This is a genomic window from Galactobacillus timonensis, assembly GCF_900240265.1.
In the GTDB taxonomy this organism is placed as follows: domain Bacteria; phylum Bacillota_I; class Bacilli_A; order Erysipelotrichales; family Erysipelotrichaceae; genus Bulleidia; species Bulleidia timonensis.
In genome coordinates this window covers 426,805-442,685 of the sequence record NZ_LT964740.1, presented here as the reverse complement: position 1 = coordinate 442,685, position 15,881 = coordinate 426,805, and the positions used below count along the sequence as shown (strand labels likewise).

General features: G+C 48.5%; 19 protein-coding genes. All 19 read left to right on the top strand.

Annotated features, from left to right (window positions below; translation table 11 throughout):
• The first annotated feature begins 2 nt into the window (after positions 1–2).
• The 19 genes from C1714_RS14615 to C1714_RS12540 all read left to right on the top strand — a co-directional run bounded on the left by C1714_RS14615 (position 3) and on the right by C1714_RS12540 (position 15,655).
• Positions 3–134, top strand: a complete 132-nt coding sequence (locus tag C1714_RS14615; RefSeq protein ID WP_280952034.1) for a hypothetical protein — start codon at positions 3–5, stop codon at positions 132–134.
• Positions 134–2,497: a phage tail tape measure protein gene (locus C1714_RS12620; protein ID WP_102343561.1), complete on the top strand. Its 2,364-nt coding sequence runs from the start codon at positions 134–136 to the stop codon at positions 2,495–2,497. The genes C1714_RS14615 and C1714_RS12620 overlap by 1 nt, the downstream gene beginning before the upstream one ends.
• Positions 2,494–3,207, top strand: a complete 714-nt coding sequence (locus tag C1714_RS12615; protein ID WP_102343560.1) for a hypothetical protein — start codon at positions 2,494–2,496, stop codon at positions 3,205–3,207. Before C1714_RS12620 ends, C1714_RS12615 begins: the two co-directional genes overlap by 4 nt.
• Positions 3,204–5,978: a phage tail spike protein gene (locus tag C1714_RS12610; RefSeq protein ID WP_102343559.1), complete on the top strand. Its 2,775-nt coding sequence runs from the start codon at positions 3,204–3,206 to the stop codon at positions 5,976–5,978. Before C1714_RS12615 ends, C1714_RS12610 begins: the two co-directional genes overlap by 4 nt.
• A gap of 19 nt (positions 5,979–5,997) precedes the next feature.
• Positions 5,998–6,165: a hypothetical protein gene (locus C1714_RS14140; protein ID WP_167850066.1), complete on the top strand. Its 168-nt coding sequence runs from the start codon at positions 5,998–6,000 to the stop codon at positions 6,163–6,165.
• A complete protein-coding gene (locus C1714_RS12605) occupies positions 6,162–6,677 on the top strand; it encodes a hypothetical protein (RefSeq protein ID WP_102343558.1) in 516 nt (171 codons plus the stop codon). The genes C1714_RS14140 and C1714_RS12605 overlap by 4 nt, the downstream gene beginning before the upstream one ends.
• A gap of 12 nt (positions 6,678–6,689) precedes the next feature.
• Positions 6,690–7,286 carry a hypothetical protein gene (locus C1714_RS12600; protein WP_102343557.1) on the top strand — a complete coding sequence of 199 codons (597 nt, stop codon included), beginning with the start codon at positions 6,690–6,692 and terminating at the stop codon, positions 7,284–7,286.
• A 12-nt stretch (positions 7,287–7,298) separates the two neighbouring features.
• Positions 7,299–7,958, top strand: coding sequence for a hypothetical protein (locus C1714_RS12595; RefSeq protein WP_102343556.1), 660 nt, complete (start codon positions 7,299–7,301; stop codon positions 7,956–7,958).
• A gap of 9 nt (positions 7,959–7,967) precedes the next feature.
• A complete protein-coding gene (locus C1714_RS14500) occupies positions 7,968–9,299 on the top strand; it encodes a phosphodiester glycosidase family protein (protein WP_245305139.1) in 1,332 nt (443 codons plus the stop codon).
• A 2-nt stretch (positions 9,300–9,301) separates the two neighbouring features.
• Complete coding sequence (locus C1714_RS12585; RefSeq protein WP_102343555.1) at positions 9,302–9,586, top strand: hypothetical protein; 285 nt, start codon at positions 9,302–9,304, stop codon at positions 9,584–9,586.
• The gene (locus tag C1714_RS14135; protein WP_167850065.1) at positions 9,583–9,921 is read left to right on the top strand and encodes a hypothetical protein; all 339 of its coding nucleotides are present in this window, start codon (positions 9,583–9,585) and stop codon (positions 9,919–9,921) included. Before C1714_RS12585 ends, C1714_RS14135 begins: the two co-directional genes overlap by 4 nt.
• A gap of 139 nt (positions 9,922–10,060) precedes the next feature.
• Positions 10,061–10,279 carry a hypothetical protein gene (locus tag C1714_RS12575; RefSeq protein WP_102343553.1) on the top strand — a complete coding sequence of 73 codons (219 nt, stop codon included), beginning with the start codon at positions 10,061–10,063 and terminating at the stop codon, positions 10,277–10,279.
• 60 nt (positions 10,280–10,339) lie between these two features.
• Entirely contained in the window at positions 10,340–11,902 is a 1,563-nt protein-coding gene (locus tag C1714_RS12570) for a recombinase family protein (RefSeq protein ID WP_102343552.1), read from the top strand.
• 1 nt (position 11,903) lies between these two features.
• Positions 11,904–12,329, top strand: coding sequence for a serine integrase family protein (locus tag C1714_RS12565; protein WP_102343551.1), 426 nt, complete (start codon positions 11,904–11,906; stop codon positions 12,327–12,329).
• Complete coding sequence (locus tag C1714_RS12560) at positions 12,322–13,878, top strand: recombinase family protein (protein ID WP_102343550.1); 1,557 nt, start codon at positions 12,322–12,324, stop codon at positions 13,876–13,878. Before C1714_RS12565 ends, C1714_RS12560 begins: the two co-directional genes overlap by 8 nt.
• 202 nt (positions 13,879–14,080) lie before the next feature.
• The gene (locus C1714_RS12555) at positions 14,081–14,287 is read left to right on the top strand and encodes a hypothetical protein (protein WP_102343549.1); all 207 of its coding nucleotides are present in this window, start codon (positions 14,081–14,083) and stop codon (positions 14,285–14,287) included.
• 108 nt (positions 14,288–14,395) lie between these two features.
• The gene (locus C1714_RS12550) at positions 14,396–14,581 is read left to right on the top strand and encodes a CPCC family cysteine-rich protein (protein WP_102343687.1); all 186 of its coding nucleotides are present in this window, start codon (positions 14,396–14,398) and stop codon (positions 14,579–14,581) included.
• A gap of 44 nt (positions 14,582–14,625) precedes the next feature.
• Positions 14,626–15,399, top strand: coding sequence for a hypothetical protein (locus C1714_RS12545; protein WP_102343548.1), 774 nt, complete (start codon positions 14,626–14,628; stop codon positions 15,397–15,399).
• Complete coding sequence (locus tag C1714_RS12540; RefSeq protein ID WP_102343547.1) at positions 15,374–15,655, top strand: hypothetical protein; 282 nt, start codon at positions 15,374–15,376, stop codon at positions 15,653–15,655. The genes C1714_RS12545 and C1714_RS12540 overlap by 26 nt, the downstream gene beginning before the upstream one ends.
• Positions 15,656–15,881 lie beyond the last annotated feature (226 nt).

The window sequence follows — 15,881 nt, the reverse complement described above, 5'->3', positions numbered from 1 at the left end:
GAATGGCGAATGAAACACTTTCCGATTCGCTGCATGCAAGGAAGTCACATCGAATGGCTTATGTTAATACGATCGGACTTACGCTCGTCAATCCGGCGGGCTTTTTCATTCCCGGAAGAAAGGAGAGTCACTAATGGCAGACAGGATCAAGGGGATTACCGTCGAGATTGGCGGTGATACGCTCAACCTGCAGAAAGCCCTGCAGGATGTTAACAAGAAGATCAGCTACACCCAGTCGGAATTAAAAGATGTCAACCGCCTGCTGAAACTCGACCCGGGCAATACCGAACTGCTGCAGCAGAAACAATCCTTTCTGAATGATGCGATTGCAGAGACCAAGGAAAAGCTGAAGCAGGAAGAAGAAGCGTTAAAGGCGGCTGCGGAAGATAAGAACTTTCCAACCGATAAGATGAACGCCTTAAAGCGGGAAGTAATCGAGACGAAAGAGAAGTTAAAGGATCTGGAGAAACAGGCAGATTCCTTCGGCTCCGTCGCCTCCCAGCAGTTTCAGGCCGCAGGGCAGAAACTAAAGGACCTCGGCGGAAAGATCACCGATGCCGGATCAACTCTCTCGAAATCGATAACGGCCCCGATCGCAGCCGTTGGCGCGGCGTCACTTGCCGCATTTAACGAAGTTGATGCCGGGATGGATATCGTTGTCACCAAAACCGGAGCGACCGGAGCAGCGTTAGAGGACCTCCAGAATTCAGCGAAGGAGCTTGCCTTAGAGATTCCAACGGACTTTGAAACGGCAGGTGCAGCGGTTGGTGAAGTCAATACGCGTCTTGGCTTAACCGGTCAGGCCTGCAAGGACCTTTCGGCGCAATTCATTCAGTTTGCGGCCATCAACGGAACCGATGTTTCTACTTCCATCGATCAGACCCAGAAGATTCTGGAGGCCTTCAACCTGTCCGCTACAGATGCAGGCGATGTTCTCGACGTTTTGAATCTGACCGGTCAGCAGACCGGCATCTCCATGGACGCCCTGGAATCCGCTCTGATCACCAATGCAGCAACCTTCGATGAATTGGGAATCGGGATTGATCAGGCGGCAGGTTTTCTGGGAAAGCTGGAAATGTCCGGCGCTGATTCATCTTCCGTCATGAGCAGCCTGACACGGGCGTTAAAAAACGCAGCTGGCGATGGGGTATCACTCGGGGATGCGCTGGCAAATCTGCAGAATCAGATTGCAGGAGCCTCCAGTGAAACAGAAGGTCTGAACGCTGCGTATGATCTGTTTGGAAAAAGCGGCGCAGCAGTCTACAAGCTGATCAAAGACGGGAATCTGGATCTGACGGAAATGACGGCTTCGCTGGATGGCTATGCCGGAAGTGTCACTTCAACCTTTGAATCGACACTCGATCCAATTGACCAGTTCACCCTGACCATGAATCAGCTCAAAGTGACCGGTGCCGATATCGGCAATTCTTTGATGACGGTACTCGCTCCCGGGCTGGAGAAACTGGCGCAGTTATTGAAAGACCTCAACACGTGGTGGAACAGCCTCTTGCCGGAAATGCAGGATCTGATCGTCAGGATCGCTCTGATCGCTGCACTGGTCGGACCCATGCTCGTTGCGATTGGAAATGTCGTTACCGCAGTCGGATCGATTTCTTCCGGGATCGGGAGCTTTCTTTCGATCGGCTCAAAACTGGCAGGATTCTTACCGGCGCTGGGAACAGTGTTCACGGCACTCACCGGCCCGATTGGCATCGTGATCGCAGCCGTGGCAGGTGCAATTGCCATTGGAGCGCTTCTGATCAACAACTGGGATTCCATCAAAGCAGCGGCTGAGAACGTGTGGAATTCCCTGAGTTCCTTCTTCAGTGGTGTGCTTTCCGGAATTTCGGATACCTTTTCCTCGATCTGGAATGGAATCCTGTCCTCTGTGACTTCGATTCTCTCTTCATTGCGATCGTCGGTTTCGAAAATCTTCACGAATATCAAAGACGGCATCCGCAATACGGTATCTTCCATCGCGGACACGATCAAAACCGGTTTCATGCATGCATTTGACTATGTGAAGAGCCTTCCTTCCGAAGCTCTCCACTGGGGTTCCGACATCATCCACGGCATTGCCAATGGCATCCGGAACGCGATCGGTTCCGTCACGTCGGCGGTCAGTTCCGTCGCTTCGACGATCACCTCGTGGCTGCATTTTTCCCGTCCGGATGTCGGTCCGCTGCGCAATTACATGACATGGATGCCGGACTTCATGAACGGGCTGGCCGAAAGCATCAACAGCTCCAAAGATGTCGTGACCGATGCAATGGCGGCCCTTACCAGCGAAATGGTTGTTTCTCCTTCGCTTCGATCCACGCAGGCAATGGCAGCAGCCGGACCAGTTTCCGGCAATTCCGAGAGAATCAGCTATACCTATGGCGATGTGAATATCAACGTTTATGGAGCAGAGGGCCAGAGCGTGCAGGAGCTGGCGCAGGAAGTTGAGTCCCGTTTCAATCGCAGCATCGGGCAGAGAAAGGCGGTGTTTGAATGATCCATTATTTCACCTATAACGGACGGTCTTCGCTGGACTTCGGGGTTCGGATCTCGGGAACCGGGACCTTTGGAGCACCGGAAGTGGACTATGAGGAAATTGAAGTTCCGGGCCGAAACGGATCGCTTCTTGTCAGCAATCACCGCTTCAAGCCAATCTGTGTTTCCTATCCGGCATCGATCGTTAAGAATCTCGATTCAAATCTGAGCGCCCTGCGCGCTTTTCTTTTGTCCGATTTCGGTGAGCACCGTTTAACAGATTCCTACCATCCCAGTGAATATCGGATGGCAGCTTACGCCGGAGGATTGGAACCGGATGTTACGTCTGGAAACAAGGCGGCCCGGTTCACACTTGTCTTTGCATGTCAGCCTGAGCGCTGGCTGCTCAGTGGGGAGAACAGCATAACGATTTCTTCCACAGCTACCACTTTAACGCTCACCAATCCGACCCTGTTTTCATCCCGTCCGTTAATCACGGTCAAAGGAAATGGCGAGCTGAAAATCGGATCGGACACAATCACGATTCAGTCCAATTCCGGCACGCTGACGATCGACAGCGGGATGGAGGATGTCTACGAAGGAACAGAAAACCGGAACAGTTGCGTGATTCTGGCCTCGGGGGAATTTCCCCTTCTTCATCCCGGAGAGAACGGCATCGTCAAACCGGAAGGCATGGAAGTCACAATTCAGGGAAGGTGGTACACGCTATGATTCCAATGATTCTCGATGATTCCAAAGACCTCAAATTACTCGTGGATGATCATACCAACGGCTTAGGGCGGCTGAAAGAATGTGTGTCCTGTACGGTGAGCGAAGAACGCAACGGACTCTATGAGGCGGAATTGAAGGTACCGGTGAATGCCCGCCACTACAAGGACCTGCATCTCGGCGGCCTGCTTCGTTTAAAAGCCGGTGACAGCGATCACAGCCAGATCTTCCGTATCTACGCCTGTTCCAAGCCGCTGAACGGCATTGTTACCTTTCAATGCCGGCATATCAGCTACGATCTTTCCAAAGCATCAGTGCTTCCCTTCACGTCCACGGGTGCTGTGAACACCTGTGCGAAGTTACTGGCAAATCTCGCCGTTTCCACACCCTTTACGATCGATACGGATATCGAAAACACAACCTCCGTATTTGAATTAAAGGCACCGAAGTCGTTCCGCGGTTGTCTTGGCGGATACGAAGGGTCTCTCCTTGACACCTTTGGCGGGGAATACGAATGGGATAACCTGCAGGTGCATCTGCATGCCAAGCGGGGACAGGATCGCAATGTGACGATCCGTTATGGCAAGAATTTAACGGATATCCGGCAGGAGGAAAATCTGGAGAAGTGCTTCAATGCCGTCCTTCCCTATGCCAGCGACACCAACGGAACCACAACGGTCGGAACCCTGATTACCCTCAGCGATGCGACCTACCCGCGGGTGTTCAATCTCGATCTCTCGGATTCGTTCCGGGATTCGGATTCGGTGATCTCCAAAGAAAAGATCGATGCGCTTGCGGCGGAGTATGTCAGCTCCCATGAGCTGAACACGCCCTCTGTCAGTATCACGGTTCGCTTTACGCCACTGCATCAGACCGAACAGTATAAGAACCTTGCGCCACTCGAGAGGGTGAATCTCTGTGATACGGTTCATGTCGAGTTTCCGCGTCTTGGTATTACGGCATCCGCCAAAGTTATAAAGACGGTTTATGACGTGTTGAAGGAGCGCTACAAGGAGCTCGAAATCGGAGATGCGAAGTCCTCGCTTTCGGAAACCATCACTGAGATTGAAAAGAAAAACGATGGTGTCGAGGCCAGAGCCTATTCCTTCACAGAGCAGGCAGTGGCCCATATGACGTCTCTGATTACAGGCGGCGCAGGCGGTTATGTTGTGTTCGGAAGAAACGCGGATAACGCGATCGAAGAAATCCTGATCATGGACACCAATGACAAAACAACCGCTACGAATGTCATTCGCATGAACAAAGCCGGCATCGCTTTCTCTAACAGCGGTTATGACGGGCCGTATGTCAGCGGCTGGGGAATCGACGGAACTTTTAACGCCTGGTATCTGACCGGTAAACAGTTACAGGCAGTACTGATCCTTGGTTCCCAGTTGATCTTTGGCACCGAACCCAATACCGTCACATTGCGGACCAATGATGAAAATACCGGCGGCATCTTTGAAGGTGCAGGTACCATCAACTTCTCCACCAATGGGGCGTTCTCGGTACGGAATAACGATGCGTCAGGGAAAGCGGCCAATGCGATCGCTGCTGCCAACACCGCGGAGAGTTCCACGTTAAGCAATAACAACTACTTCAACGGGGTTCAGACCAACTACAACAATATGTCCGGAACTGCGGCAGGTTCGCAATACTACATCGGCAACCGTTTTGACAATCAGGCAGCCAACCGGCTGTTCATGAACGCGGTCAGCGGCCAGCATGAGATCCGGTTACAGAACTATATTTTCGGCGGCCTGAAGGACGAGGATGGAAATGTGTTCCGTTCCAACGAGCTGCATTTCAATCGGACAGAGACGTTCAACAAGGCCGTGATCCGCAACTATTCTTTTATCTCCAACGGACAGTTGAATAACTATCTCGATCTCTATTCGGCAGCGGATAAAGGCTATTCCTATCTGCAGAACAACTACAACGGGAAAGCCGCCAATTTCCTGTGGCTGTATCAGGGAACAGCATCCGACAAGTCCGTGAACTACAGCATCTGGCTGGCCAACCGGAATATCGATTCCACCAAAGATGCCAACGGCATCCATCTGGAAAGCTCAACAAAACAGAACAAGCTGAGCATTTTAAACCGGAACCTGAGTGGAACAATGTCCAACGGCCTGTATCTTTCCTTCAGCAACGACAACAACACGCTGGATTTTGAGAACTACTCCACTGCCGGAAAGACGGCCAACAACCTGTACATGAATTACAACTCCGGAACACCCTACATGGGGATGTACAACCGGAATTCCGCCAGTACAGTCTTAAACAGCGTGGTTCTGGGAACCGGCGCATCCACCGATTATCTGAACTTCAATAACCTGAAGCCGGATGGTCAGGGAGGTAACAGCCTGAATTTCTCTGCCGGAGGCTCTAACAACTGGATCCGCATCAGCAACCAGCAGCTGAACAATCCTGCTAACTGGGCCAATACGCTCTACTGGTTCAGCACCAACAGCGGCTATAACGCGTTTTATCTGGAAAACTACAAGAACGATTCCAGCCTTGGGATTGCCAACCGCATTCTGCTGGCCAGTTCCTCGGGCGGCAATTCGTTGCAGCTGCAGAACTTCCAGTACAGCAATCCCAGTGTAACCAACGGACAGATTACCATTTCGGATTCCATCACCTATCAGTGCCAGAACTGGCACAATTTTACGTTTACCGGAAACGATCGTCAGTTCCGCATCAGCGGTGCAACGCATGTGTTTATCAATGGCGTCGACATTCTGGGAAAGCTCGGCATCGCCGCCCAATAACAAACAGGAGAAAAACAATATGGATGAAGTAACCAAACGCGTCCGGGAAACGGAAAGCAAACTGATCGAAGTATTGAATGAGAGCGGTCTGCCGCCGGTTGTTCTGGAGCTGATCCTGAACGGTTTAACAGCCTCGCTGCGTGCCGCCGAAGAGCAGACTGTCCCGCCGGACGAGGAAACGAAATGATTCTGGATCTTTCCAAGGACTTCGTGCTTTCTTCCAGCGAGTTGTATCCGCTATTTGGGTATGAAGCGGAAAACAAGGCGGCTGTGGTAACGATCCGTTGCGAATCGTTACAGGCAGATAGTACCTATTATCTCGACATCGAGCAGGACGGAAAGCGAAGTCAGGCGTTATTAACCAGTGATCCGGCGGCGAAAGCACTGACTCTTTCCGTCACCGCCGGGATGCTTGGAAAAGCGGGAACCACGCGCCTTCAGGTTGTGCTGTACCGGGAATCGGAAGTGATCGTAAAGTCCAATACCCTGCCCGTGCAGGTGAGGGATTCCATCAACGCGCAGGAGCTGACAGAGGACTTTGTACCGACGGAGTTTGAGCAGTTTCGGGCGACACTCGAAGAAAAGGTCAAACGGGTACCCGCGATGGCGGAAGAAGCGATGAAGGACTATCTCTCGGGCAATCCGGATCTTGAACTTAATTCCATCAGCAACATTACCCTCGAACACATTCTGAAATAACAGGAGGAACCAATGGCAAAAGAATATCTCGATAAGGACGGACTGCTGTATGTCTGGCAGAAGATCCGGTCCCTTTTTGCATTGAAAACCGATCTTGATTCCAAGGTGGATAAGGTGAGCGGCAAGGGACTGTCCGCCAACGACCTGACGGACTCGTTGAAGGCATCCTATGATCAGGCGGTGACACAGGTGCAGGCGCTGAGTGCTGAAGGAGGCCAGCCGAATACAATCGAAGTGATCAAACTGAACGGTACTACTCTTAACCCAGACGCATCGAAAGCAGTCAATATTACTTCATCCTCGCTTTCTGGTTACGGAATCACGGATGCCTACACAAAGACAGAGACGAATCAGGCGATCCAGACCGCGATCGGCGGCCTGACCCAGCTCAGCTATCAGAAAGTGGACACACTTCCCGCAACCGGAAGCACTGGCGTGATTTATCTTGTTGCGCACAACCATGGAACACAGGATGTTTTTGACGAATACATCTGGTATTCCGATGCGTTTGAAAAGATCGGCAATACCGACATCGACCTGTCTGGTTATCTGCTTGCGGCGGACCTGAAGGCGATTACCAACTCGGATATCGACTCGCTGGTTGGATAAGGAGGTGCCCGGATGGCTGAAGGATCCTCAAATCAGGCTTATGTCAAATGGACGGTCTCTCCGGATGATGCGGCTGTTCTTTCCAGCAAAGCTTTCTATGCAACGATCGGTGATACGTTAGAGAAGTGCATTCCTACCATCACCCCGGAGCCGGGATATCAGCTGGAGTCCTTTCTCTACAACAACAAAACCTATACGGCGGACGCATTGAAAGCCGTGGTTTTACAGGAATCGGATTCATCCAGCTACGATTACATGCAGGGCATTTACACATTTAATGTCACCGTGAATCTGATTCCAACGGGCGAGGTGCTCTATCTTGACCGGATCGGCTTAAAGCACCTGATTTCGAAGCTGAAGTCCGTTTTCGCGGTCAAGCCTTCCATCGTTTCTACAAGTATCTACCCGTCCTCATGGGCAGAGCAGTCTTCAACGCCCTATACCGGATATACGTGGAAGGCGGAAGTCAGCGCAACTGACGTTACCGGTTCGGAGTTTGTGATCGTACGATATGGCAAGTTCACAAACTGGATGAGCGGCGCAACCGTGGACTACGCAACCAGCGATATTTTCTATCCCACGCCGATTGCCGGCTCCGGGACGGTCACTATCTATGCCAAGTCAAAGCCGTCAACCGCGGTTCCGGTAACCGTCGTCGTGATCAAAAGTTAGGAGAAGAAGATGTTAATCAATCAGAACAACGGGCATTCGTGTCTGCGTAAGATCACGGATGCCTTCAATGTCTATGTACGCAGCGGCACAAAGCCGGATATCCGGTATGGAACTTTGGAATACGCTGGAAGCACGGTGCATTACGCTTTGGTCCACCCCAGTGCCGACACGGTTCTCACGCTGGATTACGCCGGTGACAAACCGCAGTTTCTGACGGATATCCGCAACAGCTGGTTTGTGGAGCAGGGATTCTCGATTGCTGTTCAGCTTTCCGGCGGTTACTTCGACAACCATCCGTCAGCTCTCACCTATGGCCGTCCGGTTGGGGCTCTCTTACATAACTGGTCAAAGGACTGGGAACGCCACCGTGGTTATATCTGTTACCCCGCCAAAGGCAAAGGTTATCCGACGATTTATTCTGACGGTTACTCCCTGCACTGGAAGGACGCATGGCAGGACGAGTTTTTACCGCTGCTTGGTTCGATGTACTGGGCCTTAGGCGCTGGCCAGTCACTGATGCTGGACGGGCAGGTGGATTGCTCGGTCGGTGCGGAAAACGGCCGGTATCACCAGAAGGAATGCGTGGCGATGCTCGGTATCACCAAGGATGGCGACTGGCTGCTTGCAGTGAACACCGGCAAGGGTCTGGACCATCTGACACGAGCCTATCTGATGCGGGATCTTGGAGCGTATACCGCCTTTGATCTTGATGGCGGCGGCAGTACGCACTTCTGGATCGACGATCCATATACCGGTGAAGAACAGAGTGCTGGCAGCTCCATTTCCAAAGTAAAAGTGACCCCGGACCAGTTCTATGCGGAGTGGAACGGGAAACGGATCGACCGGGATGGAAACGGGTTCTGGTGCGTCGATGCCTTCAAGCAATGGTGCCATGAGGTGCTTGGCTATGAATGGCCGACGAAAAACGGCTGGGCAGATGGCTACTGGTACTACCGGAAAGAACATGCAAAGGAATTCGACTTCATCACCGATCCGGCGCAGTTTCAGGATGGCGACTGGGTGATCTGGCCAAAGGATGGAAAACAGCCCTGCCCCAGCAGCCACATTGCCATGTACTATCATGGCAAATGCTTCGGTATGCGTCAGGGCAGCAAAACCCACGTCTTCGAACTGAAGCGGATTCCCTTTACCGGGGTGCTTGGCGCACTGCGATGGAAAGGATACGAACAAGAGAACAATGATATTGATTTGATCGCCAGAAAGGTGATCGCCGGCAAATGGGGCAATGGCGCGGAACGCAAGCAGCGCCTGACAACCGCCGGCTTTTCTTATGCACTGGTTCAGGAAAGAGTGAACGAGCTCTTAAAAGGAGGAAATTGAACATGAACATTCAGAGTTATCTTGCGGCGGCAATCGCCATTGAGGGCATCATCAGCTGGGGAAGAACCGTCATCACAGACAAGCAGATTCAGTGGCCCGTGATCATCTCTCTCGCCTGCAGTTTTCTGCTGGTTTTCGACCTTCAGCTGAACGTTCTGGGGGCGGCAGGCCTGGAAGAAAGCTATCCGATGGTCGGTATGGCCATCACTGCAATCGCCCTGAGCCGTGGTACGAACTACTTCTATGAGTTCTATTCCCGGTTATCGGACTGGAAAGCCGGTGAGTGATGGAAGCACTTTGGCAGACGTTTCTGACGGCGCTGATTTCCGGATTTGCCGGATGGCTGATTGCGTCCCTTCGCGCGATGGCGGAATCCCAGCATCGGAAGGAACAGGAAAGCGACAAGCAGTTAAAGGCATTAGAAGACGGGGTGCGGGCACTGCTGCATGACCGTCTTTTTTCCTTTTACACCCAGTATGAATCTGCGGAGTCGATTCCGTCCAAGACATGGTCCGAGATCGAGCAGATGTACCATGCCTACCACGCTTTGGGCGGTAACGGAACCGGTACGCGGTTATATGATCTGCTCAAGACAAAACCGTTACAGTCGGAGGAACGATGAAATAAGGCTGTTGGAATCTCAGTTCGGGATTCTGACAGTTTTTTTTATGCTTGCGCTGAACTTGGAGTTAACAATCATTACGTTTTCTTGACTGGGATTTAGAGGGAATATGCCGAGTAACCTCGAAAGGAAAGTAAATATGCAGGTTAAAAAAATCAATGGCCCAGTGGTAGAGAAATGTCCGGAAATAAAACCGATGACGGACGAGCAGCTGCAACATGAGTACGATTTTATGATTGCCGACAAACTGATTGGGAAAATGGCGGGAATAGGAATCATTCCAAAGCAAAAAGTGAACAAAATACGCAGAAGTCTTGCTAAAGAATTCTCCACGTTCTTAGCGGATTTATTGCCGTAAATCAGTTGCTATGTGTTGAAACCTACGGGAATATGACCATGCGAAAGGAGGTACGAGACGATGAAAAAGATAACAAAGATCGATGAGAATCCCTCGGTGAAGGCCGTTAGGAAGAAACGTGTGGCTGCTTATTGCCGAGTATCGACTGCACAGGAAGCACAGCTTGTGAGCTTGGAAATGCAGAAAAACCACTATAAGGATTTCATCAGCAAGAATCCGGATTGGGAACTTGTCGAAGTGTATTACGACGAAGGTATTTCAGGACTGAATAAAGAGAAGCGGCCGGCTCTGATGCGGATGATCACAGATTGTGAAAACGGGAAAATAGACATGGTGGTCACGAAATCCATCAGCCGTTTTAGCCGAAACACCGCAGATTGCCTTGAACTTGTCAGAAAGCTTCAGAGCATGAACATCCCGATTTACTTCGAGAAGGAAAACATCGATACATCTTCGATGGAAAGTGAGTTGCTTCTAAGTATTCTCAGCAGCCTTGCGGAAGACGAATCGTTTTCCATTTCACAGAACAGTAAATGGTCAGTGAGGAATCGATTCATGAACGGAAAGTTCAAAATTAGTTCGCCACCATACGGCTATGACTGGAAAGACGAAAAAATGGTGATGAATTCTGAACAGGCGAGTGTTGTGAAACGTATTTTTCGGGAAACGCTCCAAGGAAAATCAACATCTGAAATTGCACAGGAATTACAAACGGAAGGTATTCCGACAAAAAGGGGAGGGATATGGAATTCTTCTACTATCCTGGCAATCCTTCGGAATGAAAAATATACAGGCGACGTGTTATTCCAGAAAACGTATACAGATAGTACTTTTACTCGCCGGAGAAACCATGGTGAAAAAGATCAGTTCTTTATGGAAAATCATCACGAAGCCATCGTTAGTCATGAAGAGTTTAAAGCAGCGAATGCTGTTGTAGACGAAAATGCTTCTGAGAAAGGACTCAAAGGTAATACCGAAAAGTTCCTTAATCACTATGTGTTTTCCGGAAAAATAATCTGCGGTTACTGCGGAGACACGTTTAAACGAAGAATCCATTATTCCGATTCTTCCTGTCAGTACATCGCGTGGTGCTGCAGTACGCATCTGAAAGAAAAGAATAAATGCTCAATGTTATTTATCCGGGAGGATAGCCTGAAAGCGGCATTTGTCATAATGATGAATAAATTGATTTTTGCGCATGAACAGATTCTGGATCCGCTTCTGGAAGCGCAGATGAATACAGAGTACAAGCAAACGCTTGTGCGACTGGATGCCCTGGAAAAACGAATGGATAAAAACACCCAGCGAAGACAATCTATGGTTCAGCTCCTGTCAAAGGGACTGCTCGAGCCTGCGGTCTATGCCCGGGAAAATAATGCGTTGATCCAGGAAGCAAAACAGATCGCTGATGAGCAGGACCGGCTTACACACAACGTGCGAGATGGTATGGATCGTGTCACTGAATTGCGTTTGCTAATCCAATACACGGAACAATCAGAAATGATCAAAGAATTTAGCAATGAGGCTTTTAGCGAATACGTTGAAAAGGTAATTATCCCGAGGCGGGATGAAGCCCAGTTTGTATTAAAGTGCGGACTGACATTGACGGAAAGGCTGGTGTGATATGAAACATACGCCATTTGGATACCGCATTGAAAATGGGAAAGCGGTGATTGATGAAAAAGAAGCAGAACAGCTCCGATACATCTGTGCCTGCTATCTGTCTGGTGAATCTCTTGAGAACGCTGCTAAAGAGGCTGGATTGAAGATGACACATTCTTCCGTTCGCAGGATGATCACAAATAAAAAGTATTTAGGGACGGATTACTATCCGCAGATTTTGAGTCAGGAAATATATCAATGTATTACCAACGAGAACAAACGCCGGAATGTACTGCTCAATAAAGCCAAAGTGAAGAAACGGATCAGAAAATGTGAGATACCAACTGCTTTCTTGATTGAGGAAGGATCAGAGCATTTTGATGACCCATTCCAACAGGCCGAATATGTCTATAGCTTAGTGAGGAGCGCGGTGAAAGAAAATGCCTAATATCACAGTAATACCTGCAAGGAAGCAGCTACGACATTCTGCCGACCAACCTGAAAAGCCCAGACTCAAGGTAGCTGCATACTGTCGAGTTTCTACCGATACGGATGAACAGGCGACCTCCTATGAGGCACAGGTTGAACACTATACGGAATATATTCAGAAGAATCCGGATTGGGAATTCGCTGGTATCTATGCAGATGATGGAATTTCTGGTACGAACACCAAAAAGAGAGAAGAATTCAATCGTATGATTGAAGACTGTATGGCCGGAAGAATTGAAATGGTCATAACAAAGTCAATCAGCCGTTTTGCCCGGAACACTCTGGATTGTCTGAAATACATCCGGCAGCTGAAGGAAAAGAGTATTCCGGTTTATTTTGAGAAGGAAAACATCAACACAATGGATGCAAAAGGCGAGGTGCTGCTTACCATCATGGCTTCGCTTGCCCAGCAGGAAAGTCAATCGCTTTCGCAGAATGTTCGACTTGGCATTCAGTATCGTTATCAGCAGGGCAAGGTGCAGGTTTGCACAAACCGCTTCCTTGGATATGACAAAGATAAAGATGGAAACCTTGTAATCAACCCGACTGAGGCGGAGGTTGTGAAACGGATATTTCGTGAATACCTTGAAGGATCTTCTCTCCTTGATATCTGCAACAGTCTGATGGCGGATGGGATTTTGACAGGAGCGCATAAGAAAAAATGGGTTCCTTCAACGGTAAAGAAGATGCTCACAAATGAAAAATATATCGGTGATGCCCTTCTCCAAAAAACTGTTACCGTTGACTTTTTGACTAAGAAACGCGTTTCAAATAATGGAATTGCTCCACAGTACTATGTCGAGGGAAGCCAACCTGCAATTATCTCCAAAGAGATCTTCATGATGGTTCAGGAAGAGATCGCACGCCGGGTAAACATGTCCAGTGGGAAATCAAGATCTAAGCGAGTATATAGCAGTAAGTATGCCCTCTCAAGCATTGTGATTTGTCCGAAGTGTGGTGACATCTATCGAAGAATGTCATGGAGCATTCATGGTAGGCGTTCAATCGTTTGGCGTTGCGTCACTCGGGTAGAGCACGGCCCCGTGGCTTGTGATGCGCCAACGGTGAAAGAAGAAGTGCTGAAGGCTGCGGTGGTACAGGCTATCAATCAGACGCTTGGTCAGAAATCAGAGGTAATTCCAAAACTCCAAGAGTGCGCAAAGGATACCCTATCCAGTGCGGTAGCGGATACAACGGAGGTTGATGCAAAGTTAATGGAGTTACAGCAGGAATTGCTCAAACGAAATACGAGCAACCAAATTTATGATGATCTAGCAAATGAGATCATTCGACTCAGGGAACAGAAGAATGCTATGCAGCTGGCGTCAGCAGAAGTGAAAGGGAAGGAAATCTGCATGCAGGACTTGATCAGCTTCTTGATGACACAGGAGGGATTAGTACATGAATATGATGATGTAATGGTCAGACGGTTGATCAAGAATGTATATGTCCAGACAGAAAGTTCATTCATTGTTGAATTTAAGTCCGGAACAAAGGTGACGGTGTGAGCCGAAAGTAACGTTGAACTGAAAAAAACGCCTATTTACTAAAAAACGTCCCTTAGCCGTGATGAATTGAAAAATTTCACCTGCAGATTGTCAAACGTTGCGTATAGAATGTTGGAAACCGGTTATTATCCGTCAGAAATTAAATTAAAATCAAACAAGGAATGGAGAGAAGCACTGTATCTAAGGAGGCAGATAGAAAAAAATGTCCGATAAAAAATACCCGCCAAGTCAGGCAAAGTACAACAAAAAATATAACGCAACACATCAAAAAACATTGTCTGTTGTGTTCTACGACACAAACCCGGAAAGCGCTGAGCTGATTGAAGTTTGGCACTCAATACCGAACAAAGCAGAGTTTCTAAAACAATGCCTGCGGGATTATCGAGACAGTCATAAAGAATCTAAATAATTAGCAATATGTACTTTCGCTCTGGTTCTTCGAGAAAATAACCTGAAGTTTTAAATCTAGATTGTTCTATCAGTAAACCTTTTATTCATGAGAATGATAATGGCGGTTATGAAAGAAACAAATAAATGTCCTGTATGCGGTAAAACAGTCTTGTTTGAGTATGACATTTGCCCTGTTTGCGGATGGGAAAATGATCCTATACAAATGGATCATCCCGATCTGACTGGCGGGGCAAATAAAATGAGTTTGCATGAGGCAATCGATGCCTACGCGACAGGAAAAAAGGTAGAGTAAGCAAAGCTGCATACGTAAGTAGTGCGGCTTTTTTTGCAAGCAGGTTGAGTGGGTACGAAGATGTTAAGGATGGACTAAATGCGCTGAAGTATGACATTGTTCTTCAATCACAGCGCTACGCAGATGACAGCGAACGCAGAAGTGCAGACTTTGCCAGCAATTCAGGCGTTGAAGTACTTGTTTCCAGAGAGTATGACGATGTAGGAGTGCATACAACGGATAAGGACGGAGGGGAAGTATGCCAGTGGTGCCTTGCAAGATGTGGAACCAATGTACCGTACAAGCTTGCTTACGAACGTGGCATGTTCGAACGCCATCCGGGATGCGGCTGCATAATTACTTATCAATCAAAGAAAGGTAAGTTAACCGTGCAAGGGAAAGATGGCGTTTGGAGAGAAGCAGCAAACAACGAGGCTGAAAAAATTATTGCTTTCAGTAATGAAATTCCTTACGAAAAAAGGCCTGAGCAAAAAATATTTGAAGCATCCATTGATCAATACGGGAAAAACAATTTGCATCTTGCAATTATTGAAAACCATGATGTTTTGAAATATTATCGTCCTCAGGAGTTAAAGCAGATTTTTGTCGACAAAGGATACACCGTACTTTCGAGTGCAGGGCAGGGGTATTACAAAAAAAATCCTGATGAGTCTAATGATGTGTTTCGTGTCCTATTTAGCGGCGACGGCTCATTCCGCTATCATCCAAAAGAGCATTCACATCACGGAGGAGCGTACTACAAATTAACAAAACAAGGTGTTAAGAAATGGTACAATTTGAATGGAGTCGATTATGGCGGATATATTGAGCCAGATTAATGAGAGGCTAGAGAAAAAATATCCTCGCATTCATGTTGCAACCGGGGAGAAAACATTTAAGAACAAATATGGGGCTGTTTTCCATATTGTTCACGTACCTGGATTGGAACTGATTTGTGCTGAATATTGCCCTAAAGAAGAATGGGCAGACACATATGACTACGATCCTGGCGCAAGTTTCTGGGACAAAGATTCAGTGGACACGCTGGTTAAACAGTTGGAAGCTGAAATCGACGAAATTGAGCCTGCTGTATAAATGAGCACCTTCGGGTGCTTTTCATTTGGAGGATGAAATGAAAACGGTTCAAATTTTAAGGCTTAATTAGCGACTTGGTGATTTTCTTGAGCACTGTACCAGAATAAGTACAGTGCTTATGGGGTATCGGCTTAGACTACTCTTAGAGAGAGGCAGAAAACCATGTCAGATACCGAAGATCTTCAGAAAATAACCANGGCTTAATTAGCGACTTGGTGATTTTCTT

What these genes read in the sequence shown, in the direction of transcription:
- C1714_RS14615 (WP_280952034.1), top strand. Translation starts at nt 3, where the DNA reads ATGGCGAATGAAACACTTTCCGATTCGCTGCATGCAAGGAAGTCACAT.
- C1714_RS12620 (WP_102343561.1), top strand. Translation starts at nt 134, where the DNA reads ATGGCAGACAGGATCAAGGGGATTACCGTCGAGATTGGCGGTGATACG.
- C1714_RS12615 (WP_102343560.1), top strand. Translation starts at nt 2,494, where the DNA reads ATGATCCATTATTTCACCTATAACGGACGGTCTTCGCTGGACTTCGGG.
- C1714_RS12610 (WP_102343559.1), top strand. Translation starts at nt 3,204, where the DNA reads ATGATTCCAATGATTCTCGATGATTCCAAAGACCTCAAATTACTCGTG.
- C1714_RS14140 (WP_167850066.1), top strand. Translation starts at nt 5,998, where the DNA reads ATGGATGAAGTAACCAAACGCGTCCGGGAAACGGAAAGCAAACTGATC.
- C1714_RS12605 (WP_102343558.1), top strand. Translation starts at nt 6,162, where the DNA reads ATGATTCTGGATCTTTCCAAGGACTTCGTGCTTTCTTCCAGCGAGTTG.
- C1714_RS12600 (WP_102343557.1), top strand. Translation starts at nt 6,690, where the DNA reads ATGGCAAAAGAATATCTCGATAAGGACGGACTGCTGTATGTCTGGCAG.
- C1714_RS12595 (WP_102343556.1), top strand. Translation starts at nt 7,299, where the DNA reads ATGGCTGAAGGATCCTCAAATCAGGCTTATGTCAAATGGACGGTCTCT.
- C1714_RS14500 (WP_245305139.1), top strand. Translation starts at nt 7,968, where the DNA reads ATGTTAATCAATCAGAACAACGGGCATTCGTGTCTGCGTAAGATCACG.
- C1714_RS12585 (WP_102343555.1), top strand. Translation starts at nt 9,302, where the DNA reads ATGAACATTCAGAGTTATCTTGCGGCGGCAATCGCCATTGAGGGCATC.
- C1714_RS12575 (WP_102343553.1), top strand. Translation starts at nt 10,061, where the DNA reads ATGCAGGTTAAAAAAATCAATGGCCCAGTGGTAGAGAAATGTCCGGAA.
- C1714_RS12570 (WP_102343552.1), top strand. Translation starts at nt 10,340, where the DNA reads ATGAAAAAGATAACAAAGATCGATGAGAATCCCTCGGTGAAGGCCGTT.
- C1714_RS12565 (WP_102343551.1), top strand. Translation starts at nt 11,904, where the DNA reads ATGAAACATACGCCATTTGGATACCGCATTGAAAATGGGAAAGCGGTG.
- C1714_RS12560 (WP_102343550.1), top strand. Translation starts at nt 12,322, where the DNA reads ATGCCTAATATCACAGTAATACCTGCAAGGAAGCAGCTACGACATTCT.
- C1714_RS12555 (WP_102343549.1), top strand. Translation starts at nt 14,081, where the DNA reads ATGTCCGATAAAAAATACCCGCCAAGTCAGGCAAAGTACAACAAAAAA.
- C1714_RS12550 (WP_102343687.1), top strand. Translation starts at nt 14,396, where the DNA reads ATGAAAGAAACAAATAAATGTCCTGTATGCGGTAAAACAGTCTTGTTT.
- C1714_RS12540 (WP_102343547.1), top strand. Translation starts at nt 15,374, where the DNA reads ATGGCGGATATATTGAGCCAGATTAATGAGAGGCTAGAGAAAAAATAT.